The organism is Segnochrobactrum spirostomi, from assembly GCF_009600605.1.
GTDB classification, from domain to species: domain Bacteria; phylum Pseudomonadota; class Alphaproteobacteria; order Rhizobiales; family Segnochrobactraceae; genus Segnochrobactrum; species Segnochrobactrum spirostomi.
In genome coordinates this window covers 2,264,075-2,289,841 of sequence record NZ_VWNA01000001.1, presented here as the reverse complement: position 1 = coordinate 2,289,841, position 25,767 = coordinate 2,264,075, and the positions used below count along the sequence as shown (strand labels likewise).

The 25,767-nt window shown below is 68.9% G+C and carries 25 protein-coding genes and 1 tRNA gene; 15 read left to right on the top strand and 11 right to left on the bottom strand.

Annotated elements, in window-relative coordinates:
- Nucleotides 1–31 precede the first annotated feature (31 nt).
- The 3 genes from phoU to F0357_RS10315 all read right to left on the bottom strand — a co-directional run bounded on the left by phoU (nt 32) and on the right by F0357_RS10315 (nt 3,118).
- Nucleotides 32–733, bottom strand: a complete 702-nt coding sequence (phoU, locus tag F0357_RS10325) for a phosphate signaling complex protein PhoU (RefSeq protein ID WP_153480753.1) — start codon at nt 731–733, stop codon at nt 32–34.
- Nucleotides 734–874: 141 nt separating this feature from the next.
- A complete protein-coding gene (locus F0357_RS10320) occupies nt 875–2,269 on the bottom strand; it encodes an ATP-binding protein (protein WP_153480750.1) in 1,395 nt (464 codons plus the stop codon).
- A gap of 312 nt (nt 2,270–2,581) precedes the next feature.
- Nucleotides 2,582–3,118 carry a hypothetical protein gene (locus tag F0357_RS10315; protein ID WP_153480746.1) on the bottom strand — a complete coding sequence of 179 codons (537 nt, stop codon included), beginning with the start codon at nt 3,116–3,118 and terminating at the stop codon, nt 2,582–2,584.
- 206 nt (nt 3,119–3,324) lie between these two features.
- Between F0357_RS10315 and F0357_RS10310 the strand changes: the two genes are divergently transcribed.
- The 4 genes from F0357_RS10310 to F0357_RS10295 all read left to right on the top strand — a co-directional run bounded on the left by F0357_RS10310 (nt 3,325) and on the right by F0357_RS10295 (nt 5,616).
- The gene (locus tag F0357_RS10310; RefSeq protein ID WP_153480742.1) at nt 3,325–4,128 is read left to right on the top strand and encodes a branched-chain amino acid ABC transporter permease; all 804 of its coding nucleotides are present in this window, start codon (nt 3,325–3,327) and stop codon (nt 4,126–4,128) included.
- Nucleotides 4,116–4,262, top strand: coding sequence for a hypothetical protein (locus F0357_RS10305; RefSeq protein WP_153480735.1), 147 nt, complete (start codon nt 4,116–4,118; stop codon nt 4,260–4,262). Before F0357_RS10310 ends, F0357_RS10305 begins: the two co-directional genes overlap by 13 nt.
- A gap of 179 nt (nt 4,263–4,441) precedes the next feature.
- A complete protein-coding gene (locus F0357_RS10300; RefSeq protein ID WP_153480733.1) occupies nt 4,442–4,837 on the top strand; it encodes a VOC family protein in 396 nt (131 codons plus the stop codon).
- A 53-nt stretch (nt 4,838–4,890) separates the two neighbouring features.
- Nucleotides 4,891–5,616: a helix-turn-helix transcriptional regulator gene (locus F0357_RS10295; RefSeq protein WP_312861535.1), complete on the top strand. Its 726-nt coding sequence runs from the start codon at nt 4,891–4,893 to the stop codon at nt 5,614–5,616.
- Between the two features lie 6 nt (nt 5,617–5,622).
- Here F0357_RS10295 and F0357_RS10290 read toward each other — a convergent pair whose 3' ends face one another.
- The 4 genes from F0357_RS10290 to F0357_RS10275 form a co-directional block, all read right to left on the bottom strand.
- Nucleotides 5,623–6,402, bottom strand: coding sequence for an ABC transporter ATP-binding protein (locus F0357_RS10290; RefSeq protein WP_153480730.1), 780 nt, complete (start codon nt 6,400–6,402; stop codon nt 5,623–5,625).
- 22 nt (nt 6,403–6,424) lie between these two features.
- A complete protein-coding gene (locus F0357_RS10285) occupies nt 6,425–7,150 on the bottom strand; it encodes an ABC transporter permease (protein ID WP_153480726.1) in 726 nt (241 codons plus the stop codon).
- An 8-nt stretch (nt 7,151–7,158) separates the two neighbouring features.
- On the bottom strand, nt 7,159–7,881 hold the full coding sequence (locus tag F0357_RS10280; protein ID WP_153486634.1) for an ABC transporter permease: 723 nt from the start codon (nt 7,879–7,881) through the stop codon (nt 7,159–7,161).
- A 214-nt stretch (nt 7,882–8,095) separates the two neighbouring features.
- Complete coding sequence (locus F0357_RS10275; RefSeq protein WP_153480724.1) at nt 8,096–8,944, bottom strand: transporter substrate-binding domain-containing protein; 849 nt, start codon at nt 8,942–8,944, stop codon at nt 8,096–8,098.
- Between the two features lie 219 nt (nt 8,945–9,163).
- On the opposite strand from F0357_RS10275, the gene hutC reads away from it, so the two are divergent.
- The 5 genes from hutC (at nt 9,164) to F0357_RS10250 (ending at nt 13,491) form a co-directional block, all read left to right on the top strand.
- Nucleotides 9,164–9,895 (top strand): histidine utilization transcriptional repressor HutC, encoded by a 732-nt coding sequence (gene hutC, locus F0357_RS10270; protein ID WP_246161630.1) that lies wholly within the window; start codon nt 9,164–9,166, stop codon nt 9,893–9,895.
- A gap of 112 nt (nt 9,896–10,007) precedes the next feature.
- Entirely contained in the window at nt 10,008–11,690 is a 1,683-nt protein-coding gene (hutU, locus tag F0357_RS10265) for a urocanate hydratase (RefSeq protein ID WP_153480723.1), read from the top strand.
- Nucleotides 11,687–12,508, top strand: a complete 822-nt coding sequence (locus F0357_RS10260) for a HutD/Ves family protein (RefSeq protein ID WP_153480721.1) — start codon at nt 11,687–11,689, stop codon at nt 12,506–12,508. The genes hutU and F0357_RS10260 overlap by 4 nt, the downstream gene beginning before the upstream one ends.
- Nucleotides 12,499–12,574: transfer RNA gene (locus tag F0357_RS10255), tRNA-Thr, on the top strand. Before F0357_RS10260 ends, F0357_RS10255 begins: the two co-directional genes overlap by 10 nt.
- Nucleotides 12,575–12,690: 116 nt before the next feature.
- Nucleotides 12,691–13,491, top strand: coding sequence for a hypothetical protein (locus F0357_RS10250; RefSeq protein ID WP_153480719.1), 801 nt, complete (start codon nt 12,691–12,693; stop codon nt 13,489–13,491).
- A 77-nt stretch (nt 13,492–13,568) separates the two neighbouring features.
- Here the strand turns inward: F0357_RS10250 and F0357_RS10245 are convergent, their stop codons facing one another.
- Both F0357_RS10245 and F0357_RS10240 read right to left on the bottom strand, forming a co-directional pair.
- A complete protein-coding gene (locus F0357_RS10245; protein WP_153480717.1) occupies nt 13,569–13,745 on the bottom strand; it encodes a hypothetical protein in 177 nt (58 codons plus the stop codon).
- Between the two features lie 133 nt (nt 13,746–13,878).
- On the bottom strand, nt 13,879–14,388 hold the full coding sequence (locus F0357_RS10240) for a DUF2244 domain-containing protein (protein WP_153480715.1): 510 nt from the start codon (nt 14,386–14,388) through the stop codon (nt 13,879–13,881).
- Between the two features lie 37 nt (nt 14,389–14,425).
- On the opposite strand from F0357_RS10240, the gene nth reads away from it, so the two are divergent.
- The 4 genes from nth (at nt 14,426) to F0357_RS10225 (ending at nt 17,482) form a co-directional block, all read left to right on the top strand.
- Nucleotides 14,426–15,343 carry an endonuclease III gene (gene nth, locus F0357_RS10235; protein WP_153480713.1) on the top strand — a complete coding sequence of 306 codons (918 nt, stop codon included), beginning with the start codon at nt 14,426–14,428 and terminating at the stop codon, nt 15,341–15,343.
- A gap of 71 nt (nt 15,344–15,414) precedes the next feature.
- On the top strand, nt 15,415–15,777 hold the full coding sequence (locus tag F0357_RS24120; protein WP_208948283.1) for a hypothetical protein: 363 nt from the start codon (nt 15,415–15,417) through the stop codon (nt 15,775–15,777).
- Complete coding sequence (locus F0357_RS24115; protein ID WP_208948282.1) at nt 15,756–15,992, top strand: GNAT family N-acetyltransferase; 237 nt, start codon at nt 15,756–15,758, stop codon at nt 15,990–15,992. The genes F0357_RS24120 and F0357_RS24115 overlap by 22 nt, the downstream gene beginning before the upstream one ends.
- A 131-nt stretch (nt 15,993–16,123) precedes the next feature.
- Entirely contained in the window at nt 16,124–17,482 is a 1,359-nt protein-coding gene (locus F0357_RS10225; RefSeq protein WP_208948281.1) for an MFS transporter, read from the top strand.
- 9 nt (nt 17,483–17,491) lie between these two features.
- On the opposite strand, the gene F0357_RS10220 is transcribed toward F0357_RS10225, so the two are convergent.
- Both F0357_RS10220 and F0357_RS10215 read right to left on the bottom strand, forming a co-directional pair.
- Nucleotides 17,492–17,950, bottom strand: a complete 459-nt coding sequence (locus tag F0357_RS10220; protein ID WP_208948280.1) for an arsenate reductase/protein-tyrosine-phosphatase family protein — start codon at nt 17,948–17,950, stop codon at nt 17,492–17,494.
- Between the two features lie 266 nt (nt 17,951–18,216).
- Nucleotides 18,217–18,603, bottom strand: a complete 387-nt coding sequence (locus tag F0357_RS10215) for a VOC family protein (protein ID WP_153480707.1) — start codon at nt 18,601–18,603, stop codon at nt 18,217–18,219.
- Between the two features lie 366 nt (nt 18,604–18,969).
- Here F0357_RS10215 and F0357_RS10210 point away from each other — a divergent pair, with 366 nt between their 5' ends.
- Complete coding sequence (locus F0357_RS10210; protein ID WP_153480705.1) at nt 18,970–23,781, top strand: NAD-glutamate dehydrogenase; 4,812 nt, start codon at nt 18,970–18,972, stop codon at nt 23,779–23,781.
- Between the two features lie 435 nt (nt 23,782–24,216).
- A complete protein-coding gene (ffh, locus tag F0357_RS10205; protein ID WP_153480703.1) occupies nt 24,217–25,764 on the top strand; it encodes a signal recognition particle protein in 1,548 nt (515 codons plus the stop codon).
- Nucleotides 25,765–25,767: the final 3 nt, after the last annotated feature.

The window sequence follows — 25,767 nt, the reverse complement described above, 5'->3', positions numbered from 1 at the left end:
GAGGGGCGAGAAAACTGGAGCCCGCGCCGCCTCAAGGCGACGTCGCTTCGAACTCGTCGTGCTTGGGCCGGTCGGGTCCGAGCTGCTCGCCGGTCGCGAGATAGTGGATGCTCTCGGCGATGTTGGTGGCGTGGTCCCCGATCCGCTCGATATTCTTCGCGCAGAACAGGAGGTGCGTGCAGAAGGTGATGTTGCGCGGATCTTCCATCATGTAGGTGAGGAGTTCGCGGAACAGCGAGGTATAGAGCGCATCGATCTCGCCGTCGCGTTCGCGCACCACCCGGGCGGCGACCTCGTCGCGCGCCGTGTAGGCATCGAGCACGAACTTGAGCTGTTCGAGGGCGATTTCAGAGATGTGCTCGACGCCGAGCACCAGCCGCTGCGACTGATATTGGCCGTTGATGGCGATGACGCGCTTGGCGATGTTCTTGGCGAGATCGCCGACGCGCTCGAGATCACTCGAAATGCGCATCGCAGCGACGATCTCGCGCAGATCGCGCGCCATCGGCTGACGGCGGGCGATGATCGCGACGCCGTTCTCCTCGATCCGCCGCTGGGCGGCGTCGAGGCGGTAATCATCGGCGATCACGGTCTGCGCCAGATCCGTGTCGATGCGGGCCAGCGCCGTGACGGCACTCACCAGCATACGCTCGGCGAGGCCGCCCATTTCGGCGATCCAACCGGCGAGCTCGGTGAGCTCCTCGTCGAACGCGGCGACGGTGTGTTGCGACATCGCGGAACTCCGGCCCCTCCGCACCAAAAGCGTGGCGCAGCGGGTCCGCGGGAGGGACTGAGGTGTGTCGCGGACACCGCTGCCGAAGCCGGCGCATGACTTTTTGCCGGCTGCGGCCGCCGATCCGCGACCGCATCCCTTTTATGACCCGGGCATGGTGGTTTTATGAAGATCTAAGTCTTTGATCTTCTTCTCATCCCCAGCGTCGTTCCGCGTCACGCTAGGGACATCCGCCGCATCGAGGCGGACGGTGAAGGCTGCGCCCTCGCCGGGGCGGCTGTCGATCCCGAGCCGCGCGGCATGGCGGCCGAGGATGTGCTTGACGATGGCGAGCCCAAGACCGGTTCCACGGCGGGCCCGGCTCGCATCGTTGTCGATGCGGTAGAAGCGCTCGGTGAGGCGCGGCAGATGCTCGGCTGCGATGCCCACGCCGAAGTCGCGCACCGTCACGAAGACCTGACCGCGCCCATCCGGTCCCGGCTCACGGCCGCCGGCAATCACCACGCGCTTGCCCTCGGTGCCGTATTTCAGCGCGTTCTCGATCAGGTTCTCGAACACTTGCCCGAGCTCGTCACGGTCGCCTCGGACGACGAGCGGACCGCATTCGAGCGCGCGTTCGATCTCGACGTCGAGTTCGGCGGCGAGCGGCTCCAGGCTGTCCGCGGCCTGATGGGCGATCTCGACGAGATCGACCGGCACGGTCGGACGGATGTGCGAGCGCATCTCGATGCGGGAGAGGTTCAGGAGATCGTCGATCAGGCGCTTCATGCGCCGGGCCTGCTCGGCCATGATGGCGAGGAAGCGCTCCCGCGCCGCGGCGTCGTTGCGCGCCGGGCCCTGCAACGTCTCGATGAAGCCCGTCAGCGAGGCGAGCGGGGTCCGAAGTTCGTGGCTCGCGTTGGCCACGAAATCGACCCGCAATTTCTCGACACGGCGCTGCTCGGTCAGATCGCGCACCATGACGAGGACGAAATCCGGCCCGCCGGAGGCCTCCGGCGCGCGGCCGGGAATGCGGATCGGCGCGATGTGCGCTTCGTACCACAGATCGGTCGGCACCTTCTCCGCCCAGGCGATGCGCTCCGTCGCGCCACCGGTCGCGACGCGATCGAGCGCTTCGAGGAAGCTCGGGGTGCGCAGGCGGAACGACAACGGATCGCCCGGCTGGATCGCGCCGAGCGACGCGGCGGCGCGGTTGGCATAGCGCAGCCGCCCGCGGGCATCGGTGATGAAGCAGGGATCGGGAAGCGCGTCGACGGCGAGCTTCATGCCGGCATCCGGCCATTGCGTCCGCTCGAGCCCGGCCCGACGCCGGGGACGGGGCCGCGTCCCGGCCCGAGAGACGATCGTGGCGACGCCGACGACCAGCACCGTGCCGACCGCGGTCGCCTGCCAGGGGAGACCGGTGAAAAGCATCGCCCACGCCAGAAACGCGACCGCAGCGCCGGCCACGAAGATGGCGGCTCCACGGATCGGGCGGCGCTCCGGGCGAGCACTCGGGAAGGATTCGGCGTCCGGATCGCCGGCCTCGTCACTCATCATCCATCACCGCGGCGCGGCGCCTCCACTGATCCCGGACGGATGTCCACCCGGGCATAAACGCTCCCGTTCCCCTTCGGACCGCGCTGCGGTCCGTCGTGCCCGATCACGCCGGTTTTCTCGTTTGGGGCCCTGCCACGCCATCCGGCGAACGGGCGCCGCCAAGGTTGCAATGCCGTGCAAGGCACACCGCAATCGGTCGGCCCGTAGCCTTCGATACTCAGGTGACGAGCGTAAGACACCCTGTGCAGACACGGCGGCCGAAACGCGAAAAGTGTCTCTACAGCCCGCCACAACCTACAGAACAGTCCCTCAGGGTGCCGGCTTCTGATAGCCCGGGCCCACCACCAGCGGCTTGTCCGGCATGATTGTGTCGTCGAGGTCGGACTTGAAGCTCGTGGCGAGATGGCCGATCTCGCGGCCGTCGGCGGGATCGATCAGGCTTACATCCACCGCATAGGGCCGGTTCGCCTTGACCCCATGCACCGGCGGGGATTGCAGCGTCAGCTTGGCGAGCCCCTCCCGCGCGGTCTTCTCGACCACGAGCGGCGCGCCGCCGGCCGGATTCTCGAGGGTGGCGCGGATCAGCGTTCCCGCCGGGATCGGGCGTTCCACCTTGGTGGTGAGGCCGTAGGTCACCTCGGCGATGCGGTAATTGTAGAGGAAGCCGCCGCCTTCGAGGGCGAGATAGGGCGTCTTGTCGGCGAACAGGCCGCCGCCGGTCGACAGCGCGACGAGGAGGCCGAAGCCGAGCAGGCAGGCCGCGCCGAGCGCGAGCCCGATGGTCTTGAGGCCGCCGAAGGCGTCCCGATAGGCGGTGGCGTGATCGGCCGTCGTCGCTGCGTTCATGCTGTTCCCCACTCCTGCTGTCCGAGAGCAACGTCCGCGGGCGGCACGCATTCGACCGCAGAACCGCCTCTCCGGACGGCTTGGCTTTCGGCACGGAAACTCTAGCATCGCTCTGACGGGATCGCCACGACGGCGACCCGCCTCGCGGGAACCGGCCGAGGCCGGAGCCGAGCGCGCGCATCACTGCGACGGTGGGATATCGGGCCTTGGAGCATCACATCTCGCTCACCTACGCGCTCCAGCAGGCGCTGAACGCGCTCCAGACCGGCGCCTTCTACGGCCTGCTCGCGACCGCCTATGCCCTCGTCTACGGCATTTCCCGGCGCATCAACTTCGCCTTCGGCGCGGTCGCGACCTTCTCGGCCGCCACCACCTTCAACCTGATGACGCTGATCGGGGCCTCGACGGGGCTCGGGCTCGTCCCGGCGGCCCTGTTCGGCGGTCTCTATGCCGTCGTCGCCGCCGGCATGCTCGGCTTTGCGAGCGAACGCCTCGTCATCGCCCCGGTGATCGGGCGCGCCAACCTCGCCATGCTGGTGACGACGATCGCGCTTGCGATCGCCCTCGAGGAGGCGATCCGGATCGTCAACGGCAGCACCGAACATTGGCTGCCGCCGCTCGTCGATCATCAGATCGTGCTCGTGCCCTCGGTGGCGTTCCCCGTCGCCATGAGCCCGGTGCAGCTCTTCGGCGGCGCGCTCGCCCTCGCGGTGTCGGGCGGCCTTGTGCTCTTCATCCGCCGCCATCCGTTCGGCCGGCTGTGGCGGGCGGTCGCCGACGATCCGCTCGCCGCCGCCTTGATGGGGGTCGACGCGGCGGAGGTGCGCTCGGTCACCTTCATCCTGTCGTCCGGGGCCGCGGGCGTCGCCGGAGCGCTGATGCTCGCGCTCTACGGCAACGTCAATTTCCACACGAGCCTGATCGTCGCCTTGAAGGCGCTGCTCGCGGCGATCGTCGGCGGCATCGGCTCGGTTGGCTGGGCCCTCGTCGGGGGCTGGTGCTCGGCCTGATCGAGACGGGATGGGCTGCCGCCTTCGGCGGCGAATGGCGCGATGTCGGCGTCTTCGGCCTCCTCGTCGCGCTCTTCGTGCTGCGCCCGTCCGGGCTCGCACCCTCTCGCGGCGAGCCGGACCGCATGCCGTGAAGGGGACATCCCAGTCTCCTGACAGTGGGCTGTCAGGAGGGGTGCGCTATCGAAAGGGTGCGACACGGCGGGCGGCGGGGAGCCCGAAAACCGTGGCATCGGCACTCATTCCGCGAGGTCTACCCATGTTTCGAGGACGGACCATCGACCAACCGAGACCCCGAGAGGCCCGCGCGCCGGTGAGCGAACGGCGCACGCCGGACCTGCGGCGGCCCCGGCCGACCGTCGCGCTCTGGCTCGAGATCCCGCGCGCCGATCTCGAGCAGGCGATCGACACCTACGAGACCGTGTTCGGCGTCACCGTGCGCCGCGACGTCTCGGGCGGACTTCAGCTCGCCATCTACCCGACCGAAACCTCAGAGCCGGGTCCCGTCGCCGGTGACGCGGACACGCGCCGCGCGGCGGCGCAGCCGGCCGCGGCGACGGGCGGCACGGATAACCCGCTCGCCGCAGCCCTTTCGCGGTTCGCCCGGATCGGCGAAACTTCTCCCACGCCGGCGGCGGAGCGCGGCCGCGCCGTCGCGCTGGTGCGCGACAGCGCCGGCAACCGGATCGGTCTCGGCCCGGCCCGCTAAAGGGCTCGAGCCGGCTGCCAGGGGCGACGACGACACGAGGGAGGTTCGCGGCCGTGCGACGCGCCGACCGGCTTTTTCGGCTGATCCAGGAATTGCGCGACGGTCGCCTCGTCACCGCCCGCACCCTCGCAGGCCGGCTCGAGGTCTCCGAGCGGACGATCTATCGCGACGTCGCCGATCTGGTCGCCTCGGGCGTGCCGATCGACGGGGCGGCGGGCGCCGGCTATGTGCTGCGCGCCGGCTTCCTGCTGCCGCCCTTGATGTTCGACCGCGCCGAGATCGAGGCGCTCGCCGTCGGGGCGCGGATGGTGGAGGCCTGGGCCGGCGGACGGCATGCGGCGGGGGCCGCGTCGGCGCTCGCCAAGATCGCCGCCGTGCTGCCGCCGGACCTCTCCGCCCGGCTCGCCGCGACGCCGATGTTCGCCCCCTCGACCGATGCCGCGGCGGCGATCCGCGCCCGGCTCGACATGCTCGACGCGGCGCTCAAGACACGGCGGATCGTCGTCATCGTCTATCGCAAGGAGACCGGCGAGGAGAGCGAGCGGCGGGTGCGCCCGCTCGGCCTGTTCTTCTGGGGCGGCAAGTGGACGCTCGGGGCGTGGTGCGAATTGCGCGCCGACTTCCGCACCTTCCGCCTCGACCGCATCAGCGAAGGCCGGGCGACGACGGAGACCTTCTCCCCGGAGCCCGACAAGAGCCTCGCCCGCTTCCTCCGCCTCGTGCGCGGCCTGACGCCCGGCGGCCGGCCCGAACGCGACCTCGACGCCGGCGCGGCGTGAAGGCTGCTAAACCTGATGACCCGTCACGAAGCGGCGGAAGCGGTCGGAGGCGCTGTCTTCGAACAATTCCTTCGGCGTGCCTTCGGCGGCGATGATGCCGCGCTCCATGAAGATCACGCGGTTCGACACGTTGCGGGCGAAGGCCATCTCGTGGGTGACGACGAGCATGGTGCGGCCCTCCTCGGCGAGCGCCCGCATCACCTTCAGCACTTCGCCGACGAGTTCCGGATCGAGCGCCGAGGTCGGCTCGTCGAACAGCATCGCCTTCGGGCGCATGGCGAGCGCGCGGGCAATCGCCGCGCGCTGCTGCTGTCCGCCGGACAGGTGCGCCGGGTAGAAATTGCGCTTGTCGGCGATGCCGACCTTCTCGAGCAGCGTCTCGGCCTCTGCGACGCAGTCGGCGCGCGGCCGCTTCTGCACGTGGACGGGCCCCTCGATGACGTTCTCGAGGATCGTCATGTGGGACCAGAGATTGAAGCTCTGGAACACCATGCCGAGTTCGGAGCGGATGCGGTCGACCTGACGGCGGCTCGCCGGCACCAGCTTGCCGTCGCGGCGCGGCTTCATCTCGATCGCCTCGCCGGCGACGACGATCTCGCCGGAATCCGGCGTCTCCAGAAGGTTGATGCAGCGCAGAAGCGTGCTCTTGCCGGAGCCACTCGACCCGAGGATCGAGATCACGTCGCCTTCGTTCGCGGTGAGCGAGATGCCCTTCAGAACCTCGAGCGCGCCGAACGACTTGTGCAGATTGTGAACCACGAGCGCCGGCGTGGATGGGGCGGCCATGCTCAGGATCTCCGAAAGGGCTTCAGGCGGCATTCGCCGTCCGGGCCGCCGTCGTGTCGGGGCGCGGGCGCAGATGCGGCGACAGGCGATATTCGATCAAGGCGACGATGCGCGCGATGATGAAATTGAGGACGAGGTAGATCAGCGCGGCGCAGAGGAAGACCTCCATGCTGCGATAGGTCTGGGCGATGATGCGCTGGGCGACGCCGGTCACCTCCCAGACGGTGACGAGGCTCGCGAGCGCCGTCGATTTCACCATCAGGATGATTTCGGTCGAATAGGCCGGCAGCGCCTGGCGCAGCGCGATCGGGGCGATGATGCGCCGCCACAAGAGCACGCCCGACATGCCGATCGAGCGCGCCGCCTCCACCTCTCGGGCCGGCACCGAGAGGATGCCGCCGCGGAAGATCTCCGCCGCATAGCCGCCGGTGCAGAGCGCGAGCGAGATCGTGGCGCAGGCGAACGGATCGCGCAGCACCGGCCACGCGAACGAGTGCCGCACCGCCGGGAACTGGCTCAGGCCGTAATAGAGCAGGAACATCTGGATCAGCAGCGGCGAGCCGCGGAAGACGTAGATGTAGGCCCGCGCCGGGCGGTCGAGGAACGGGTTGCCGCTGACACGCATCATCGCGAGGCCGATCGCGAGCACGGCGCCGCCGCTGACCGAGAGGCCGAACAGCGCGAGCGTGGTCGGCACCGCCGCCAGCAGCTTGGTCATCGTGTCGGCGAGGAAGGGAAGATCGAGCATCGCGCCTCTCAGCTCCGGCCGATGCCGCGGGGGAAGGTCTTCGCCATGCGCGCCTCGGCGCTGTCGAAGACGCGGCCCGACAGGCTCGTCAGCACGAGATAGAGCGCCCCGCCGACGACGTAGAACAGGAAGTAGCGGTGGGTGGAGCCGGCCGCCATCTGGCTGGTGCGCATCAATTCGGCGAGGCCGGTGACGGACACGAGCGCGGAATCCTTGAGGTTGAGCTGCCAGACATAGCCGAGGCCGGGGAGCGCGAAGCGCATCACCTGCGGCGCGACGATGCGGCGGAAGCGCAGCCAGACCGGCATGCCGATCGCGCGGGCCGCCTCGAGCTCGCCCTTGCCGACGGCGAGGAAGGAGCCGCGATAGACCTCCGCCTGATAGGCGCCGGAGATGACGCCGACGGCGAGCGCGCCGGAGACGAAGGCCGGCATGCCCCAGAAGCCCTCCTGCCCGAACAGCCGGGCGAGCGCGGTCAAGCCGGTCGAGCCGCCGAAATAGATGAGATAGATGACGAGGAGTTCCGGCACGCCGCGGAACACCGTGGTGTAGGCGTCGCCGAGAATGCGGGCGAGCCGGCTCTTCGACAGCTTGGCGGTGGCGACGAGGGTGCCGAGCACCGCGCCGACGGCGAGCGCGCCGAGCGTGACCGCGAAGGTCATCGCGGCGCCGGCGACGAGCAGGGCGCCCCAACCGCCGGTGCCGAACCCGATGAGCCCGAGTGTTTCCATCATTCCGGATCGTTCCCGCCCGAACCGCACCGCGTCGGGGCCAGCGTCCCGCTCAAGCCGCGCCGCCGCCCGCCCCGTCGGGCGGGCCGCAGTCCCGGCGTCTGCCCGGCAAGTTCCGGGCCAATCCTATCCGGCTCGCGCCGCCGCAAATGCGCCGCCCGGGGGGAACCGGGCGGCGGCAGGGTCTGCGGCGACCGCCGCTCGAGGCGACCGATCAGGGCGTGACGTCGATCTTGAACCACTTCTCGCTGAGGGTCTTCACCGTGCCGTCGGCGATGGCCTCGGCGATCGCCTTGTCGAACAGCGCCTTGAGCTCGGTGTCTTCCTTGCGCAGACCGAAGCCTTCGCCCTTGCCCCAGATGGTGCCGCCGATTTCCGGCCCGGCGATCATCAGGTTGGCGTTCTCCGGCTTGGAGAAGGCGGCGGCGAAATAGGTGTCGTCGTCGAAGGCGGCGTCGATGCGGCCGGCGGCGAGGTCGAGATCGTGCTCCGGCGCGGTCTTGTACTCGCGGATCGTCGCGATGTCCTTGAAGTTGTCGTAGACGAACTTCGTGTAGATGGTCGCGGTCTGGATCCCGATGGTCTTGCCCTTGAGCGCGGTGCGCAGGGCGTCGACGGTCGCCTTGTCATGGGCGGCGTCGCCGGTGAGCTTCACCGTGGTGCCGGTGCCGGGCAGGGTCAGGCCGCTATCCTTGGCGACGGCGAACGAGGCCGGGGTCGCGGCATAGGGCGAGGTGAAGGCGATCACCTCTTCACGCTCCGGGGTGATGGAGACGGCGTCCATCATCATGTCGAACTTGCCGGCCTTGAGCGCCGGGATCATGCCGTCCCAATCGGACGTGATGAACTTGCACTCGATCTTGAGGCGCTCGCAGAGATTCTTGGTGAGCTCCACCTCGAAGCCGCCGAGCGTGCCGTCCGGATTGGTCAGGTTCCAGGGCGCGTAGGCGCCCTCGGTCGCGATGGTGACCGACTTCCATTCCTTGGCGGAAGCCGGGGCCACGAAGGCGGCCGCGGTGGCGAGCGTCAGCGCGCCGGCGGCAAAGAGGGCACGAAGCGTCATCTCATGTTCCTTCTGGATCGGTTGGCGGATCTTGATTCCCGCGCCGCGGCGCGGGCGAGCGTCCCTTGTATAGGGAACCATAGATAGATTTTGCTGGTGCGCAAGCCGAAAATATCCCAAGCTTTGGGCACACTGGCAACCTGCCGAAGGAATGGGCGCGTGCTGAAATCCGGAGCCCCTGAGACGAAGCCTGGCGCGAGCGGCCGCGGCCGCTCCAGCCTGCGCGCGCTCGGCGGCGAGCCGGGGCCGCTTTATGCCGGCGTCAAGCAGATGATCCTCGCCCGCATCCAGAGCGGCGAATGGCCGCCGAACGCCCGGGTGCCGTCGGAAAACGAACTCGTCTCGGAGCTCGGGGTCAGCCGGATGACGGCGAACCGCGCCTTGCGCGAGCTCGCGACCGAGGGCGTGCTGGTGCGCATCCAGGGCGTCGGCTCGTTCGTCGCCGAGCGCAAGGGCCATTCCGCCCTCGTCGAAGTGCGCAACATCGCCGAGGAGATCAAGGCGCGCGGACACGCTCATACCGCCGAAGTGATCGTGCTCCAGGCGGAGACCGCCTCCCCGGAAGTGGCGGACGCCCTGGAAATTCCCATCGGCGCATCGGTCTTCCACTCGGTCATCGTCCACCACGAGAACGACGTGCCGGTGCAACTCGAGGACCGCTTCGTCAACCCGGCCGCGGCGCCCGATTATCTCGTCCAGAACTTCCAGGCGACGACGCCGAACGCCTACCTCACCCGCGTCGCGCCCCTCGCCGAGGCGGAGCACGTGGTCGAGGCGACCCTGCCCGCCCCGTGGGAGTGCAAGCTCCTCGCCGTCGCCCGCGGCGAGCCGTGCCTGACGATCCGCCGCCGCACCTGGTCGGAGGCGACGAGCGTCACCGCCGTCCGCCTTGTCTATCCCGGCGGCCGCTACCGCCTGGAAGGCCGCTTCAGCGCCCGCGCCGACGGCTGAGCCCGGGCCGCGGCCCTTTCCGCCGCGACCGCAAGCCCGCCGAGCCCATTGCCAGCCGACGCAAGGCTGCTATAGTCATCTATACTTGTATATATAACTTCCGAGGCCGATCATGCTGAGCAACAGCCGCTATCGCGACGTCGAGATCCGCGCGCCGCGCGGCACCGCGCTCTCCGCCAAATCCTGGCTGACCGAAGCGCCCTTGCGCATGCTGATGAACAATCTCGACCCCGACGTCGCCGAGAACCCCAAGGAGCTCGTCGTCTATGGTGGCATCGGCCGCGCCGCCCGGGATTGGGACGCCTTCGACCGCATCACCACGACCCTGAAGCGCCTCGAGGGCGACGAGACCCTGCTCGTCCAGTCCGGCAAGCCGGTCGGCGTGTTCCGCACCCACGGCGACGCGCCCCGCGTCCTCATCGCGAACTCGAACCTGGTGCCGCACTGGGCGAACTGGGACGTCTTCAACGAGCTCGATCGCGCCGGCCTCATGATGTACGGCCAGATGACCGCCGGCTCGTGGATCTATATCGGCAGCCAGGGCATCGTTCAGGGCACCTACGAGACCTTCGTCGAGGCGGGCCGCCAGCATTATGGCGGTGAGCTCGGCGGCCGCTGGGTGCTGACCGCCGGCCTCGGCGGCATGGGCGGCGCCCAGCCGCTCGCCGCCACCATGGCCGGCGCCGCCTGCCTCGCCATCGAATGCCAGCAATCGCGCATCGATTTCCGCCTGCGCACCCGCTATGTCGACGTCCAGGCGAAGGATCTCGACGACGCCCTCGCCCGTATCGCCGAGGCGACCGCCGCCAAGAAGGCGATCTCGATCGCGCTCCTCGGCAACGCGGCGGACGTGCTGCCGGAGCTGGTGCGCCGCGGCGTCCGCCCGGACATGGTGACCGACCAGACCTCCGCCCACGATCCCCTGAACGGCTACCTGCCGATCGGGTGGACCTGGGAGGAGTACCGGGCCCGCGCGGCCGTCGAGCCCGCGGCGGTGACAAAGGCCGCCAAGGAATCCATGGCCGTCCATGTCCGCGCCATGCTCGCCTTCCACGCCGCGGGCGTGCCGACCTTCGATTACGGCAACAACATCCGCCAGATGGCGAAGGAAGAGGGCGTCACCGACGCGTTCGCCTTCCCGGGCTTCGTGCCGGCCTACGTGCGCCCGCTGTTCTGCCGCGGCATCGGACCGTTCCGCTGGGCGGCGCTCTCCGGCAACCCGGAGGACATCGCCAAGACCGACGCCAAGGTGAAGGAGCTGATCCCCGACGATCCGCACCTGCACCGCTGGCTCGACATGGCATCCTCGCGCATCGCCTTCCAGGGCCTGCCGGCGCGCATCTGCTGGGTCGGCCTCGGCGACCGCCACCGGCTCGGCCTCGCCTTCAACGAGATGGTGGCGAACGGCGAGCTCGAAGCGCCGATCGTGATCGGCCGCGACCACCTCGATTCCGGCTCGGTCGCCTCTCCGAACCGCGAGACCGAGGCGATGCGCGACGGCTCGGACGCCGTGTCCGATTGGCCGCTCCTCAACGCGCTCCTCAATTGCGCAAGCGGCGCGACCTGGGTTTCGCTGCACCATGGCGGCGGCGTCGGCATGGGCTTCTCCCAGCATTCCGGCATGGTGATCTGCTGCGACGGCAGCGAGGCGGCGTCGCGCCGTATCGCCCGGGTGCTGTGGAACGATCCGGCGACCGGCGTGATGCGCCACGCCGACGCCGGCTACGAGCGGGCGATCGACTGGGCCCGCGAAAAGGGCCTCGACCTGCCGAGCCTCGGAGCGGCGCGGTCGTGATCCTGCGTCGCATCCCGGCGGCGGAGCACAAGGTGATGCCGTGGCGGAACGGCCGCGGCACCACCATCGAGTTCGCCCGCAAGGACGCCGACGACGGGACGCTCCTGTGGCGGCTGTCCCAGGCCGACGTGACCGAAGACGGCCCGTTCTCCGCCTTCCCCGGCATCGACCGCACCATCCTCCTGACCGACGGGCCGGGCTTCCAGCTCGTCTTCGCGGGCCACGGCGAGGCCGACCTGACCGAACCTTTTCGTCCGGTCGCCTTCTCGGGCGATTGGGAGACGGCAGCCGTCGGCGTCGCCGGCCCGTGCCGCGACCTCAACCTGATGATCGCCCGCGGCCGCATCGCCGGCGCGCTCGCGGTCCATCGCACGGCGGCGGCGGAAACCGTGACGATCGCCCTCCCGCGCGCGGAAACGAGCCTGTTCCTGGCGCTCGCCGGCACGTGGCGCCTCGACGGGGCGGCCGGTTCGACCGTCCTCGCGCCCCGCGACCTCGCGATCGTCGAGGACGGCCCCCTCCAGCGAGCCCCGCGACGATCGAGGCGACAGGAACGGGCGTCCTCGTCGCGGTCGGCCTCGGACCGGCGTCAGCCCTCTGAGAGAAGGCCGGGATCGGATCCCCGCGGCCCGCGGGCCACCCCACGACGCTGCGCGACGTTGTGGAGGCGCCCTCCGAAGTCCGCCGCGGACGCTTGCAACGGCGAGCGAATGCGGGTATCTGACGCGCGGGTTCGCGGGACCTGGTCCCGCTCCCTTCGGCATGGCCATGTGCCCTGCCATCCGCCCGGATGTTTCATCCGGCGTGGGCCGCAGTAGCTCAGCTGGTAGAGCAACGCATTCGTAATGCGTGGGTCGGGGGTTCGAGTCCCTTCTGCGGCACCACTTCTGTGATTTTTTGCTAAGTTCCCAACTCGCCTTTTGGTCACGCTCGCTGAGCCCCGCCAGCGCAGTTTGGCTGATTGTATCCCCCGTGCTCCACCCCTACCGCTGCCAAATAGATGAACGATCTAGAGCGTGCACTCAGAGAGAGCGTTCTTTCCTCTCATATCGCAGACAGCAAAGCTGCTATCGGCATAAATGTTAATGGCAGCGCTATTCCTCTAAATATACTGATATCTAAAATTCACGCGTTTGGTCACTGTCTTACATATTATACGGGAGATCCTGTTTACGAGATTCAATTGATAGGATCCGCAACGGGCATCAGCTATCAGAAAAATCAGTTTATTATAGCTACAAAACACCAGATTAAAGGGTTTCCTCCGTCAGACGTTGGCATTGTTCTGCCAGAGGGGCAAGTACATGTTAGCTCGTCCGGATATACCATGTTCTCTGACAATTTACATCCAAGCGGAAGCGATGCATGCGACTTGATATCTTTTGATTTTAACGTTCAATCTTCGATTTATTCAGGTCTACTGAATCGATTTTTTCAATTAAATCAAAAAAATTCGCTTGATGACGAAGAAAATGTTCTCTTGTATATCGTCTACGGGTGCGCTTTTGTCGATCAGAATTACGATGTATGCGATGGCCGGCGCGTTGACACGGTCATTAGATCAATGATCTGTCAGCCCTCAGCAAATGTCAGTGATATTGCTCTGGGTACATGCAGGACGCGCGCCCCTATGAATTTCGACCCCAACGGCCTATCGGGTGGCCCGGTCTTTGCCGCAGTCCTGGATGATGGTGGAGTGGCGCTAAAATTCGCCGGTGTTGTTAATCGGGCCGGAAACGGTATTATACACTTTATAAGATCCAGATTTATTATTAATCTACTGAAAACATCTCAGATATAAATATTACAATAAAACTATTGAAATTACCAATCAAAATACCTATCAGATATACATAATATTCGCTTTCGAAATCGCAATCAAAGATCAATCTGCTGCTCGGTGGATGTAACATAGACCCATTGCGCCGACGGTTCGATCGGGGCGAGTGGGGTGCGGGCAGGCGCCGGCGGCGCGGTCTCGATGCCGCTGCGACCGAGGAAGCCGCCCGCATGGGCCAAGACGCCGAGCAGAACGACCACCAGCGCGACGATCATCCAGGCTCGCGAGCCGATGTGTCGACAGTTCATGACGGGGACCCTATGGCGCGCCGCCATTCGCGTCGTGCTTCCGAACCGCAAAGCCGGCTCGTCCACGATGTCCCGGCCGGCTCATGAAACCGCGCGCGCCTCAAGCCGGCCCGCCGGCGCGGGCGGTCGCCAGCGCATCGCCGAACGCGGCAGCGAAGCTCTCGCGTTCGACCGGGGCCAGGAAGTGGCCGATCTCGACCGCCCGCCCGTGGGAGGCGAGCGCGAGGCGGGTCACCCCCTCGTCCTCGGTGCGCTCGACGACGAGACGGGCCCACACCGGATTGAGCCGCACCTCCTCCGCCCGTCCCTTCGGTGAGACGCGGCGGATGCGGATTTCGGCGGTCGAAACGGCGATCTCCTCGCGCGCCCGCGCCGCCCGATAATTGGCGCGGAAGGCGAGCCAGACGAGCAGCACGTCGAGGCCGCAGAAGCCGAAGATCGGCCACGCGCCGATCGCCCAGAACAGGATGCCGACCGTGAACGAGACGGCGCAGATCGCGCCCATCACAACGAGAAAGCCGCGCGGCCCGAGCGAGCGGTGCGGCGTCAGCACGGCGTTGAAGAAGGGCGCGTCTTCCGGCGCGACCTCGGCGCGGTCGTCGAACGGCATGGTGTCAAGGCTCCTTCCCGTCGAGTATAGAGGGGCCATGGACGAAGCAAAGAGCACCAAAGGCGGCAAACCGTCTCCGCGCGGGGTCGGCAGGGCGGCGAAACCGCGCGGCGCAGGGGCCGGAGCGACGGCAGCGGCGACGCCTAAGGTCAAGACGGGCGCGGCCAAATCGGCCGCAGCCAAAGCGCCCGCAGCCGAGGTGCCGGCAGGTGCGGCCGCGAAGCCGGCGCGCGGGAAGCGCCCCCCGACGCCACAGGCGCGCGCCGCTGCGGCGAAGGCGAAGCCCCTGCCCGGCGCCTTCCACGGCGGCGGCGCCTATTCGGCGGACGAGGTCGAGACGATCTTCGCCCGCTTCGCCGCCGCCGCGCCGGCGCCGAAGAGCGACCTCGAATATGTCAACCCGTTCACCCTGCTCGTCGCCGTGGTGCTGTCGGCCCAGGCGACGGACGCCGGCGTGAACAAGGCGACGCGTGGCCTGTTCGCTCAGGCAGACACCGCCGAGAAGATGGCCGCGCTCGGCGAGGACGCGGTGCGCGAGGCGATCAAGACCATCGGCCTCTTCCGCACCAAGGCGAAGAACGTCGTCACGCTCTCGGAAATCCTCGTCTCGCGCTATGGCGGCGAGGTGCCGCACGACCGCGAGGCCCTGGAGGCCTTGCCCGGCGTCGGCCGCAAGACGGCGAACGTCGTCCTCAACGTCGCCTTCGGCGAGCCGACGCTGGCCGTCGACACCCACATCTTCCGCGTCGCGAACCGCATCCTGCTCGCCCCGGGCAAGACGCCGGACGCGGTCGAGGCCGGACTGATGAAGATCATTCCGCCGGCTTATCTCCACAACGCCCACCATTGGCTCATCCTGCACGGACGCTATACCTGCGTGGCGCGCCGGCCCCGCTGCGAGGTCTGCCTGATCGCCGATCTCTGCAAAAGCCCGGAGAAGACGGTGCCGGCATGAGCGCAGGTGCCGACGCCGGCCGCGTCGCGCGCCCCTCCTACGATCACCGCCGTTCGAGACGCGGAGCCCCCATGACGACCGAGCCGATCCCTTCGCCCCCCACGCCGGCGCGCAGCGCGATCCGGCTCGAGCGCTTCGCGCCCGTCCATTTCGACATCGTCGCGACGTGGTTTCCCGATGCCGCGGCGCTCGCCCAATGGGGCGGCTCCGGCCTCGCCTTTCCGCTCGACCGGGTGCAGCTCGCGCTGATGGCGGCGGAAGAGACGACGATCCCGCCACGCCGCCTGTGCCGGGTCGGCGTCCTCGACGGCGCCGTGATCGGCCACGCCCAGCTCGCCCTCGACCACGACAACGGCATCGCCCGACTCGGCCGGGTCGCCATCGCCCCCAGCGCCGCGGCGAGGGCCTCGCGGTGCCCTTCCTCGACGCGATGATCGACCTCGCCTTCTCGATGCCCCACATCGAGCGCCTCGAACTCCGCGTCTACACGTTCAACGCGCCGGCCCTCAGGACCTATGCCCGCCTCGGCTTCGTGCCCGAAGGCGTCTGGCGCTCCTCGATCAAGGTCGGCGCCGAGCGCTGGGACACCGCCATCCAATCGATCCTGCGCGACGAATATCGGCGGATGCGAGAAGCGCCCCGTCCCTAGGCCTCACCGACTGGGACGCCCCGTTCCCACCCGCTATAAGGCCGTCGGGGCTGGGATTGGCTCGGGTTCAGGTCGGACTTTGGGGCGGGGGCTGCATGTCGTCGAAGCGGAGCCGGGCAACGCCGACTGGGATGGCGCGTCGATCAGATCGACCGGGGCCGCACGCCCCGACGCCGGCGACGGCCGGTACGATCATCGCCTCGGTGGTCGGCAACGGCCTCGAATGGTTCGACTTCATCGGCTACACGCTCCTCGCGGGCTCCGTGGCGCGGGCCTTCTTTCCCGCGAGCGGGCCGAACACCGCCCTCATCCTCACCTTCGCCGCCTTTGCCGTCGGCTTCGCCGCGCGGCCGGTCGGCGGCGTGCTGCTCGGGCTCTACGCGGATCGCCGCGGGCGACGGCGCGCCCTCGCCCTGATGATGGGCATGATGGCGCTCGGCAGCCTCCTGGTGGCGCTCACGCCCGGCTACGACCGTCTCGGGCTCGCCGCACCGATCCTCGTCGTCGTCGCACGCATTCTGCAAGGCCTGTCGGTCGGCGCCGAGTTCGCGGGGTCCGCGACCTATCTCGTCGAGTTCGCGCCGCCCGGCCGCCGCATGCTCTACGGCAGCCTTCAGATGTGCGCCCAGGGGGTCGGCATCCTCGCGGCCTCGCTCGTCATCCTCGCGCTCGAAACCGCTCTGCCTGCCGACACGATGGCCGCGTGGGGATGGCGCCTACCCTTCGCGGCCGGCGCGGTGATCGGCCCGGTCGGGCTCTACATGCGGCGGCATCTCGCGGATTCGCCGGAATTCGCAGCCGCGCGGCGAGACGGAAGGGCCGAGCGCTTCGGTCTGAAGCGCCTCGCGACGGCACTGCGCGCGGAGTTCCCCGCCCTCCTCTGCGGCCTCGGCCTCGTCGCGGTCGGCGCCTCGATCAGCTATCTGTGGCAGGGTTATCTCGCCGTCTACGTGGTCCGCGAGCTGCATCTGCCGCACCGGGACGCGCTGGTGGTGGCGGCATCCGCGGGCATCCTGGCGATCTGCCTTTATCCCGTCGCCGGCTGGCTCGGCGATCGCATCGGCGCGTTCCGCCTCTCGATCTCGGCCATCGCAGCCTTCGCCGTCGTCACGTGGCCGCTTTATGCGTGGCTGACGACCGCCCCCACCTTCGGCCGTCTGATGATGGCGGAACTGACTGCGACGTTCTTTCTGGTCTTCATCGCCGGCTGCCATCCGGGACAGCTTGCGATGCTCTTTCCGGTTTCGCTGCGGACGACCGGGGTAGCGCTCGCCTACAACACCGCCGTGCTCCTGTTCGGCGGTCTGGCACCGATGACGGTATCCTGGCTCCTCGCGACCACCGGCGCGCCGATGGTCCCGGCCTTCTACCAGATCGCCGTCGCCCTGCTGTCGCTGGGGCTGCTCGCCCTCTCCGGCGGCGCAATCCGGGCCGCCAATGCGCGCACCGCGGCCGGGTCGGTCGCCGCGCACCGACCCGTGGGGCGCTGAAAAGCCGATTCAGACGGCGTGAGCGAGCGAGAGGCCGGCGAAGTGGGCCTCGGCGACGGCGCGGTCGATGCGCTCGCGCAGCGCCGCGAAGGCTTCCGAGAACACCGAGACGGAAACCGGGCCGGGGCGCGACGCCGGATCGCCGATCAGCCAGCCGAGGCGGCGCGGCGGCCGCAGCCAGCGCGGCTCCCGCCCGCCGAGCGGCTCCGACCCGAGCGCCACGACGACGTCGGGCTGGGGCGCCTGGGGCAGCGCGAACAGTTCCATCGCCTTCGGGGCGAGCGCCTCGAGCGCCAGGCCGGCCTGGGCCAGCGCCCGAAGCGCGCCGGGATGCACCGTCTCGGCCGGCTCCAGGCCGGCGCTGAAGGCCCGAAGATCCGGCAGCGCGAGGTGGTTGAGATAGGCCTCGGCCATGATGCTGAGACCGGCATTGCGCGCGCAGACGAACAGAACGGTGGTCGGTGTCATCGCGCTTTTCTCCATGGCCTTCTCCTCTCGGCGCGGGTGACGGTTGATCCGTCCTTGTTCGCGATCGGCGCTCCCGCAACGCCCCAAGGGCCCGATGGGTCCCGATGGGTCCCATGAAATCCGAGGCCTTCGCCGGTCGTCCGGGGCCTTCTCGTCCTCCACCCGGGCGCCGCATGACGCTCGGGTGGCGAATCGCGCCCTCGTGGCGAGCGATCCTTTAGGCCCCATCTCGACGCTGCTATGACGTGGCGCAAATCGCGAGGGGATCACGTCGGCGTGTGGCAGACGGCCTCGATGTTGTTGCCGTCGGCATCGAGCACGAAGGCTCCGTAATAGTTCGGATGATAATGCGGCCTGAGCCCCGGCGCGCCGTTGTCGCGCCCGCCGGCTGCGAGCGCCGCCGCGTGGAACGCATCGACGAGCCGCCGCTCCGGGACCGCGAAGGCGACGTGGAGCCCGCCGTTCTGGCCGGCCCGCTCGCCGATCCAGAAGAACGGCTTGCCGTCCGCGCCGAAGCCGGTGAAAGCCGTCGAGCCGGTCTCCTCGGCGGAGACCTCCATCACCACGCCGATGCCGATCGGGGCGAGGGCGGCGAGATAGAAAGCCCGCGCGCGGGCGAAATCCGACACTGAAATTCCGAGATGGTCGATCATGCGATTCTCACGGCCCATGATTGGAACAAAGAGCGAACATAATAGCGCTTTCCGCGTCCACGGGCCAGCCGGATATCGCCCCCCGCGTGCCGACGGACCGCACCCGCGCCGCCTCTCCCGGGACCGCGGAAGGCCGCACCGCGCCCCACGGCGGGGCCCAGAATCGACCCTCCGGATGCCCAGGTTCCCTTGCAAAAGCAAAAGGCTAGCGCACAGGCCGGGGAAGGATTGCCGGGCTTAACATTGATCCCGTCACAATCCGGGTCCAAGATCGGCGGGCGTCGAGAGCCGCTTCGCTCGGCTCGCGGCGCAGCACGGGCGACGCGACGAGACTGGGCGGCGCGACAAAACAAAGAAGAGGATATCATGGCCCACCAGATCGACGCGGCGAACCACGGACGCAGCCCCGAAGCCGACGACGCGGCCCGCGCCGCGTTCGCGGAGGCGATGTTTTCGAGGGCGAGCGCGGAGGATCTCGGAACCTATTCCCCGGTGCAGATCCGGCGGCTCGCCGACGAGGCGTTCGACGCCTTCGCCGCCCGCGAGCCCGGCCGCCACCGCATCCGCCTCGCCGATCACAGCTTCCGCCTCGAAGGGTCCCACGAGAGCCGTGCCATCACCGTCGTCGAGGTTCTGAACGACGACATGCCCTTCCTGTTCGATTCGGTGATGGGCGAGATCCAGGAGGAAGGGCTCGAAGTCCTCCTCGTCTCCCACCCGATCCTCTCCGTCGAGCGCGACCAGGACGGCCGGCTCGTCCGCTTCGCCGGCCTCGCCGATCCCGACGGCGACGACGGCTATGCCCACGAGAGCCTGATCACCCTCCACGTCGCCGGCCTCGGCGAGAGCCAGCGCAAGCGGCTGATGACCGGGCTCGACCGCACCCTGACCGAGGTCGCCTGGGCGGTCGGCGACGAGCAGCCCATGCGCAAGCGCGTCAAGAAGGCGCTGAAATCCTGGGCAACCAACCCGCCGCCGGGTTCCGACGGGGCGGTCACCGAGGCCAAGGCCTTCGTCGAGTGGCTGCTCGAGGGCAACTTCATCTTCCTCGGCGTGCGCGAGTACGGCTACGAGGGCGCCGCCGGCGAGGAGCAGCTCCTGCGCCGCGAGGACGAGGGCCGCGGCATCCTGCGCGATCCCGATGTCGGCGTGCTGCGCCGCGCCGGCAACTCGGTGATGCTGACGCCGGAAATGCGCGCCTTCCTGACGAGCCCGGAGCCGGTCGTCGTCACCAAGGCGAACCTGCATTGCCGCGTCCATCGCCGCACCCAGATGGATTATGTCGGCATCAAGCTGTTCGATGCGAAGGGCAACCTTTCCGGCGAACTGCGCATCGTCGGCCTCTTCACGAGCTCGGCCTATTCGATGTCGCCGCGTGCGATCCCCGGCATCCGCCGCAAGATCGCCCGGGTGCTGGAGCGCGCCGATCTCGATCCCAAGAGCCATTCCGGCAAGGCGCTGATCGCGCTCCTCGACCATTATCCGCGCGACGAGCTGTTCCAGATCGACACCGAGACGCTCTACGAGTTCTCGCTGCGCCTCCTTGAACTCGGCGAGCGGCCGCGCATCCGCGTGCTCGCCCGGCGCGACGAGTTCGACCGCTTCGTCTCGGTGCTCGTCTATGTGCCCCGCGAGCGCTACACGACCTCGAACGGCCGCCGCATCGGCGCGCTCCTCGCCGCCCGGTTCGAAGGCGAGGTCGCGAGCTCGAGCCTCGATTTCCCCGAAGGCCCGCTCGCCCGCCTGCTCTTCACCATCGGCCGCACCGGCGGCGACACGCCCAATCCGCCGCGCGAGGAGCTCGAAACCGCGGTCGCCTCGATCGTGCGGACCTGGGAGGACGAGCTGCGCCGCGTCGCCGCCGCCCGCCTGTCGAGCACCAAGGCGAATGCGCTGATCGACCGCTTCGGCGGCGCCTTCTCCGGCGCCTACCGCGAGACCTACGGCGCCGAACTCGCCTTGAACGACCTGATGCTGATCGAGCGGCTCAATCCGGAGCGTCGGGCGGCGATCGATTTCCTGCGCCGGCCCGGCGATCCCGCGAGCCGCGTCTCCTTGCGCCTGTTCCAGATCGGGGCGCCGGTGGCGCTCAGCGAGCGGGTGCCGATCCTCGAGGCGATGGGGCTTCGCGTCATCAACGAGCGCACCTTCCGCATCGGCGCGGAAGCGGCGGCCGAAGGCACGGTCGTCTATCTCCACGACATGACGCTCGAACGCCTCGACGGCGCGCCGCTCGAAACCGGCCTTCTCGCCGACCCGCTCGAAGCGCTGTTCATGGCGGTCTGGAGTGGCCGGGCGGAAAGCGACGGCTTCAATGCGCTCCTCATCGCCGCCGGCATCGCCTGGCGCGACATCGCCATGGTGCGCGCCCTGTCGCGCTATCTGCGCCAGATCCGCATTCCCTATTCGCAGGATTATATGTGGGGCGCGCTGCTGCGCAGCCCGACGATCGCCCGCAGCCTGGTCGATCTGTTCCACACCCGCTTCCGCCCCGATCTCGCCGACGCCGACCGTGCGACGACGGCCGCCGGCCACGTCGCGGCGATCGAGACCGCCCTCGACGCGGTGACGAGCCTCGACGACGACCGCATCCTGCGGCGCTTCCTCAACGTCGTTCAGGCGATCGTCCGCACCAACTTCTTCACCCTCGAAGCCGACGGTGCGCCGCCGCTCACCTTCTCCTTCAAGATCGATTCCCACGCCGTCGACGACCTGCCGGCGCCGCGCCCGTTCCGCGAAATCTGGGTCTATTCGCCCCGCGTCGAGGGCATCCACCTGCGCTTCGGCAAGGTCGCCCGCGGCGGCCTGCGCTGGTCCGACCGGCCGCAGGATTTCCGCACCGAAGTCCTCGGTCTCGTGAAGGCCCAGCAGGTCAAGAACGCCGTCATCGTGCCGGTCGGCGCCAAGGGCGGCTTCGTGCCGAAGCTCTTGCCGCCGGCGAGCGCCGGCCGCGACGCCGTCTTCAAGGAAGGCACCGAGGCCTACAAGATCTTCGTGTCGGCCCTGATCGCCCTCACCGACAACATCGTCGGCGAGGCGATCGTGCCGCCGGAGCGGGTGGTGCGCTACGACGAAGACGATCCCTATCTCGTCGTGGCCGCCGACAAGGGCACCGCGACCTTCTCCGACACCGCCAACGCTATCGCCCAGGCCCACGGCTTCTGGCTCGACGACGCCTTCGCCTCGGGCGGCTCGGCCGGCTACGACCACAAGAAGATGGGCATCACGGCCCGCGGCGCCTGGGAAGCGGTGAAGCGCCACTTCCGCGAGATCGACACCGACATCCAGACGACCCCGTTCACCGTCGCGGGCGTCGGCGACATGTCGGGCGACGTGTTCGGCAACGGCATGCTGCTCTCCGAGCAGATCCGCCTCGTCGCGGCGTTCGATCACCGCGACATCTTCCTCGATCCCGATCCGGACCCGGCGGCGAGTTTCGCGGAGCGGCGCCGCCTGTTCGACCTGCCGCGGTCGAGCTGGGCCGACTACGACCGCAGCCTGATCTCGACCGGCGGCGGCCTCTATTCCCGTTCGCTGAAATCGATCCCGCTGTCGGCGGAGGTGAAGGCGCGGCTCGGTCTCACGGCCGACCACGCCACCCCGGCCGAGGTGATGTCGGCGATCCTGCGCGCCGAGGTCGATCTCCTGTGGTTCGGCGGCATCGGCACCTATGTGCGCGCCTCGACGGAAACCGACGCCGACGCGGGCGACCGCGCCAACGACGCGATCCGCGTCGCGGCGGCGACGCTCAGGGCCAAGGTGGTCGGCGAGGGCGCCAATCTCGGCATGACCCAGCGCGCCCGCATCGAGGCCGGGCGCCACGGCATCCGCCTCAACACCGACGCCATCGACAATTCGGCCGGCGTCAACACCTCCGACGTCGAGGTCAACATCAAGATCGCGCTCGCGACGCCGATGCGCGACGGCCGCCTCGCCCGCGAGGACCGCGACGTCCTGCTCTCGGGCATGACCGACGACGTGGCGAAGCTCGTCCTCGCCAACAATTATCGCCAGCCCTTGGCGCTCTCGCTGGCGCAGCGGCGCGGCCTCGCCGATCTCGGCTTCCAGCAGCGGCTGATGCAGAGCCTCGAACAGCGCGGCCTGCTCGACCGCGCGGTCGAGTTCCTGCCGGACGATCCGACGCTGGCCGAGCGTGCCCGCACCGGCGATCCGCTGACCCGGGCCGAGCTCGCGGTGCTGCTCGCCTACGCGAAGCTCACCCTCTACGACGATCTCCTGAAATCGAGCGTGCCGGACGATTCCTACCTCGCCCGCGATCTCTACGCCTATTTCCCCCACGCCATCCGCGACGCCTATCCGGATGCCATCGAGAGCCACCGGCTGCGCCGCGAGATCATCGCGACCGCCGTCGCCAACGCCATCATCAATTTCGGCGGCCCGGCCTTCGCGGTCAGGCTCGCCGACGAGACCGGCGCCGACGCCCCGACCATTGCGGCCGGCTTCGCCGCCGCCTCGGACGCGTTCCGCCTCGGCGAGATCTACGGCGCCATCGACGCCCTCGACAACCGCGTCGCCGGCGACCTGCAACTCGAGCTCTACGGCAAGATCGGCGAGCTCCTGTTGTCCCGCACCATCTGGTTCATCCGCAACGTCGACCTCAATGCCGGCCTCGACGGCATCGTCGGGCGCTACCGCGACGGCATCGACGCGCTCGCCGCCGATCTCGACGCGGTGCTGCCGGAGGATCTGGTGCGGCAGAAATCGGCCGCCGCGATGGAGCTCGTCCGCCGCGAGGTGCCGGGCGACGTGGCGATCCGGCTGACCGCGATCCGTGCCCTCGCCCTCGGCCCCGATGCTGTGCTCGTCGCCGAGCGCACCGGCCGGCCGGTGACGGAGGTCGGGGCGACCCTGTTCGCCTTGGTCCACCGCCTCCAGATCGAGGCGCTGGCGGCGAACGCCGCCGCGATCTCCGTGGCCGATTATTACGAGCGCCTCGCCCTCGACCGTGCCCTCGACCGCATCGGCTCGGCGATCCGCGCGATCGCCGGGGCCGTGGCGGCGGACGGCACCGGCGTCGAGGCGGTCGATCGCTGGCTCGAGGCCAATCCGAGCGCCGCCCGCATCCGCCGCGCCGTCCAGGAGATCGCCGCCTCGGGCCTCACCCTCGCCAAGCTCACGGTGGCCGCCGGCCTCCTCGGAGACCTGGCGCCGGCGTGAGGGCTTGATGTCGCGTTCCTGCACGTCCCTCTCCGCCGTCATCCCCGCCCTTGTGGCGGGGACCCAGGGGCGGAGACCACGGCGTTTGCGGCCCCTGGGTCCCCGGGACGAGCCCGGGGATGACTTCGGAGAGGGCGCGCCCGGCCCTAGTGATGCCCGAGCGCGCGCCACGGGCCGATCTCTCCGCGGGCCGAGAGCCGTACGCTGGGACACCGAACCGGAGCTGGACGCCGCGGGCGATCCCCCGCCCGCCTGCCTTTTCCTTGACTCCCCGGCCCGCCGGGCCTAAACACCGCGGACTTCGGTCGTGAGAACGATTGCCGATCCGCCGACCGGACCTTGTGTCCGGAGGTCAACGCCCGCCAGCGATATTCGCCCGCGGGCGTGTTTTGCGTTGGCTTGTCGCATCCGGACGAAGCGTAAGGAACGGAACGCATGTTCGAGAGTCTGTCCGACCGCCTGAGCGGCATCTTCGATGCGCTGACGCGCCGCGGCGCCCTGACCGAGGGCGACGTGGATGCGGCGCTGCGCGAGGTGCGCCGCGCTCTGCTCGAGGCCGACGTCGCCCTCGAGGTGGTGCGTTCGTTCACGGACAAGGTGCGCTCGCGCGCCATCGGCGCCGAGGTGGTGAAGTCCGTCACCCCCGGCCAGATGGTGGTCAAGATCGTCCACGATCAGCTCGTGGAGATGCTCGGCTCCGACGCCCAGCCGATCGACCTCAACGCCGCCCCGCCCTTCGCCATCATGATGGTCGGCCTCCAGGGTTCGGGTAAGACGACCTCGACCGCCAAGATCGCCCGCCGCCTCACCCTGCGCGACAAGCGCAAGGTGCTGATGGCCTCGCTCGACACCCGCCGCCCGGCGGCCCAGGAGCAGCTTCGCGTCCTCGGCGAGCAGAACGCCATCGACACCCTGCCGATCGTGGCCGGCCAGTCGCCGACCCAGATCGCCGAGCGGGCGATGACCGCGGCCCGCCTCGGCGGCTACGACATCGTGATGCTCGACACCGCCGGCCGCCTCCACATCGACGAGCCGTTGATGCTCGAGATGGCGGAGATCCGTCGGCTCACCAATCCCCACGAGATCCTGCTCGTCGCCGACAGCCTGACCGGTCAGGACGCGGTGACGGTGGCGCGCACCTTCGACGAGCGCGTCGGCGTCACCGGCATCGTGCTGACCCGTGTCGACGGCGACGGCCGCGGCGGCGCGGCGCTGTCGATGCGCGCCGTCACCGGCAAGCCGATCAAGCTCATCGGCACCGGCGAAAAGGCCGATGCGCTCGAGGACTTCGACCCCTCGCGCATCGCCGGCCGCATCCTCGGCATGGGCGACATCGTCAGCCTCGTCGAGAAGGCGGCGCAGAATGTCGACGCCGAGAAGGCGGCGAAGATCGCCAAGAAGATGCAGAAGGGCGAGTTCGATCTCGACGATCTCGCCGATCAGCTCAAGCAGATGCAGAACATGGGCGGCCTCTCCGGCATCATGGGATTGATGCCGGGCGTCGCCAAGATGAAGAACCAGATGGCCTCGGCCGGTCTCGACGACCGCATGCTGAAGCGTCAGGTCGCCATCATCCAGTCGATGACGAAGGACGAGCGGCGCAAGCCCGACATCCTCAAGGCGAGCCGCAAGAAGCGCATCGCCGCCGGCTCCGGCACCCGCGTCGAGGACGTCAACAAGCTCCTCAAGATGCACCGCCAGATGGCGGACATGATGAAGATGATGGGCAAGCGCAAGGGCGGCCTGCTCGGCGCGCTGACCGGCGGCGGCGGCATGCCGAACATCGACCCGGCCGCGCTGGAAGAAATGGCGCGCAGCGGCAAGCTGCCCGAGGGTCTCGGCGGTCCCGCCGGCATGCCGCAATTGCCGAAGGGTCTCGGCGGCCTCGCCGGCGGTCTGCCGGGTGGCCTCGGCGGCCTGCCCGGGCTCGGGCCCAAGCTTCCCGGCCTCGGCAATCTGCCGGGCCTCGGCCGCAAGAAGTGATGG

What these genes read in the sequence shown, in the direction of transcription:
- phoU (WP_153480753.1), bottom strand. Translation starts at nt 733, where the DNA reads ATGTCGCAACACACCGTCGCCGCGTTCGACGAGGAGCTCACCGAGCTC.
- F0357_RS10320 (WP_153480750.1), bottom strand. Translation starts at nt 2,269, where the DNA reads ATGAGTGACGAGGCCGGCGATCCGGACGCCGAATCCTTCCCGAGTGCT.
- F0357_RS10315 (WP_153480746.1), bottom strand. Translation starts at nt 3,118, where the DNA reads ATGAACGCAGCGACGACGGCCGATCACGCCACCGCCTATCGGGACGCC.
- F0357_RS10290 (WP_153480730.1), bottom strand. Translation starts at nt 6,402, where the DNA reads ATGGCCGCCCCATCCACGCCGGCGCTCGTGGTTCACAATCTGCACAAG.
- F0357_RS10285 (WP_153480726.1), bottom strand. Translation starts at nt 7,150, where the DNA reads ATGCTCGATCTTCCCTTCCTCGCCGACACGATGACCAAGCTGCTGGCG.
- F0357_RS10280 (WP_153486634.1), bottom strand. Translation starts at nt 7,881, where the DNA reads ATGGAAACACTCGGGCTCATCGGGTTCGGCACCGGCGGTTGGGGCGCC.
- F0357_RS10275 (WP_153480724.1), bottom strand. Translation starts at nt 8,944, where the DNA reads ATGACGCTTCGTGCCCTCTTTGCCGCCGGCGCGCTGACGCTCGCCACC.
- hutU (WP_153480723.1), top strand. Translation starts at nt 10,008, where the DNA reads ATGCTGAGCAACAGCCGCTATCGCGACGTCGAGATCCGCGCGCCGCGC.
- F0357_RS10250 (WP_153480719.1), top strand. Translation starts at nt 12,691, where the DNA reads ATGAACGATCTAGAGCGTGCACTCAGAGAGAGCGTTCTTTCCTCTCAT.
- F0357_RS10245 (WP_153480717.1), bottom strand. Translation starts at nt 13,745, where the DNA reads ATGATCGTCGCGCTGGTGGTCGTTCTGCTCGGCGTCTTGGCCCATGCG.
- F0357_RS10240 (WP_153480715.1), bottom strand. Translation starts at nt 14,388, where the DNA reads ATGCCGTTCGACGACCGCGCCGAGGTCGCGCCGGAAGACGCGCCCTTC.
- nth (WP_153480713.1), top strand. Translation starts at nt 14,426, where the DNA reads ATGGACGAAGCAAAGAGCACCAAAGGCGGCAAACCGTCTCCGCGCGGG.
- F0357_RS24120 (WP_208948283.1), top strand. Translation starts at nt 15,415, where the DNA reads ATGACGACCGAGCCGATCCCTTCGCCCCCCACGCCGGCGCGCAGCGCG.
- F0357_RS10225 (WP_208948281.1), top strand. Translation starts at nt 16,124, where the DNA reads ATGGCGCGTCGATCAGATCGACCGGGGCCGCACGCCCCGACGCCGGCG.
- F0357_RS10220 (WP_208948280.1), bottom strand. Translation starts at nt 17,950, where the DNA reads ATGACACCGACCACCGTTCTGTTCGTCTGCGCGCGCAATGCCGGTCTC.
- F0357_RS10215 (WP_153480707.1), bottom strand. Translation starts at nt 18,603, where the DNA reads ATGATCGACCATCTCGGAATTTCAGTGTCGGATTTCGCCCGCGCGCGG.
- F0357_RS10210 (WP_153480705.1), top strand. Translation starts at nt 18,970, where the DNA reads ATGGCCCACCAGATCGACGCGGCGAACCACGGACGCAGCCCCGAAGCC.
- ffh (WP_153480703.1), top strand. Translation starts at nt 24,217, where the DNA reads ATGTTCGAGAGTCTGTCCGACCGCCTGAGCGGCATCTTCGATGCGCTG.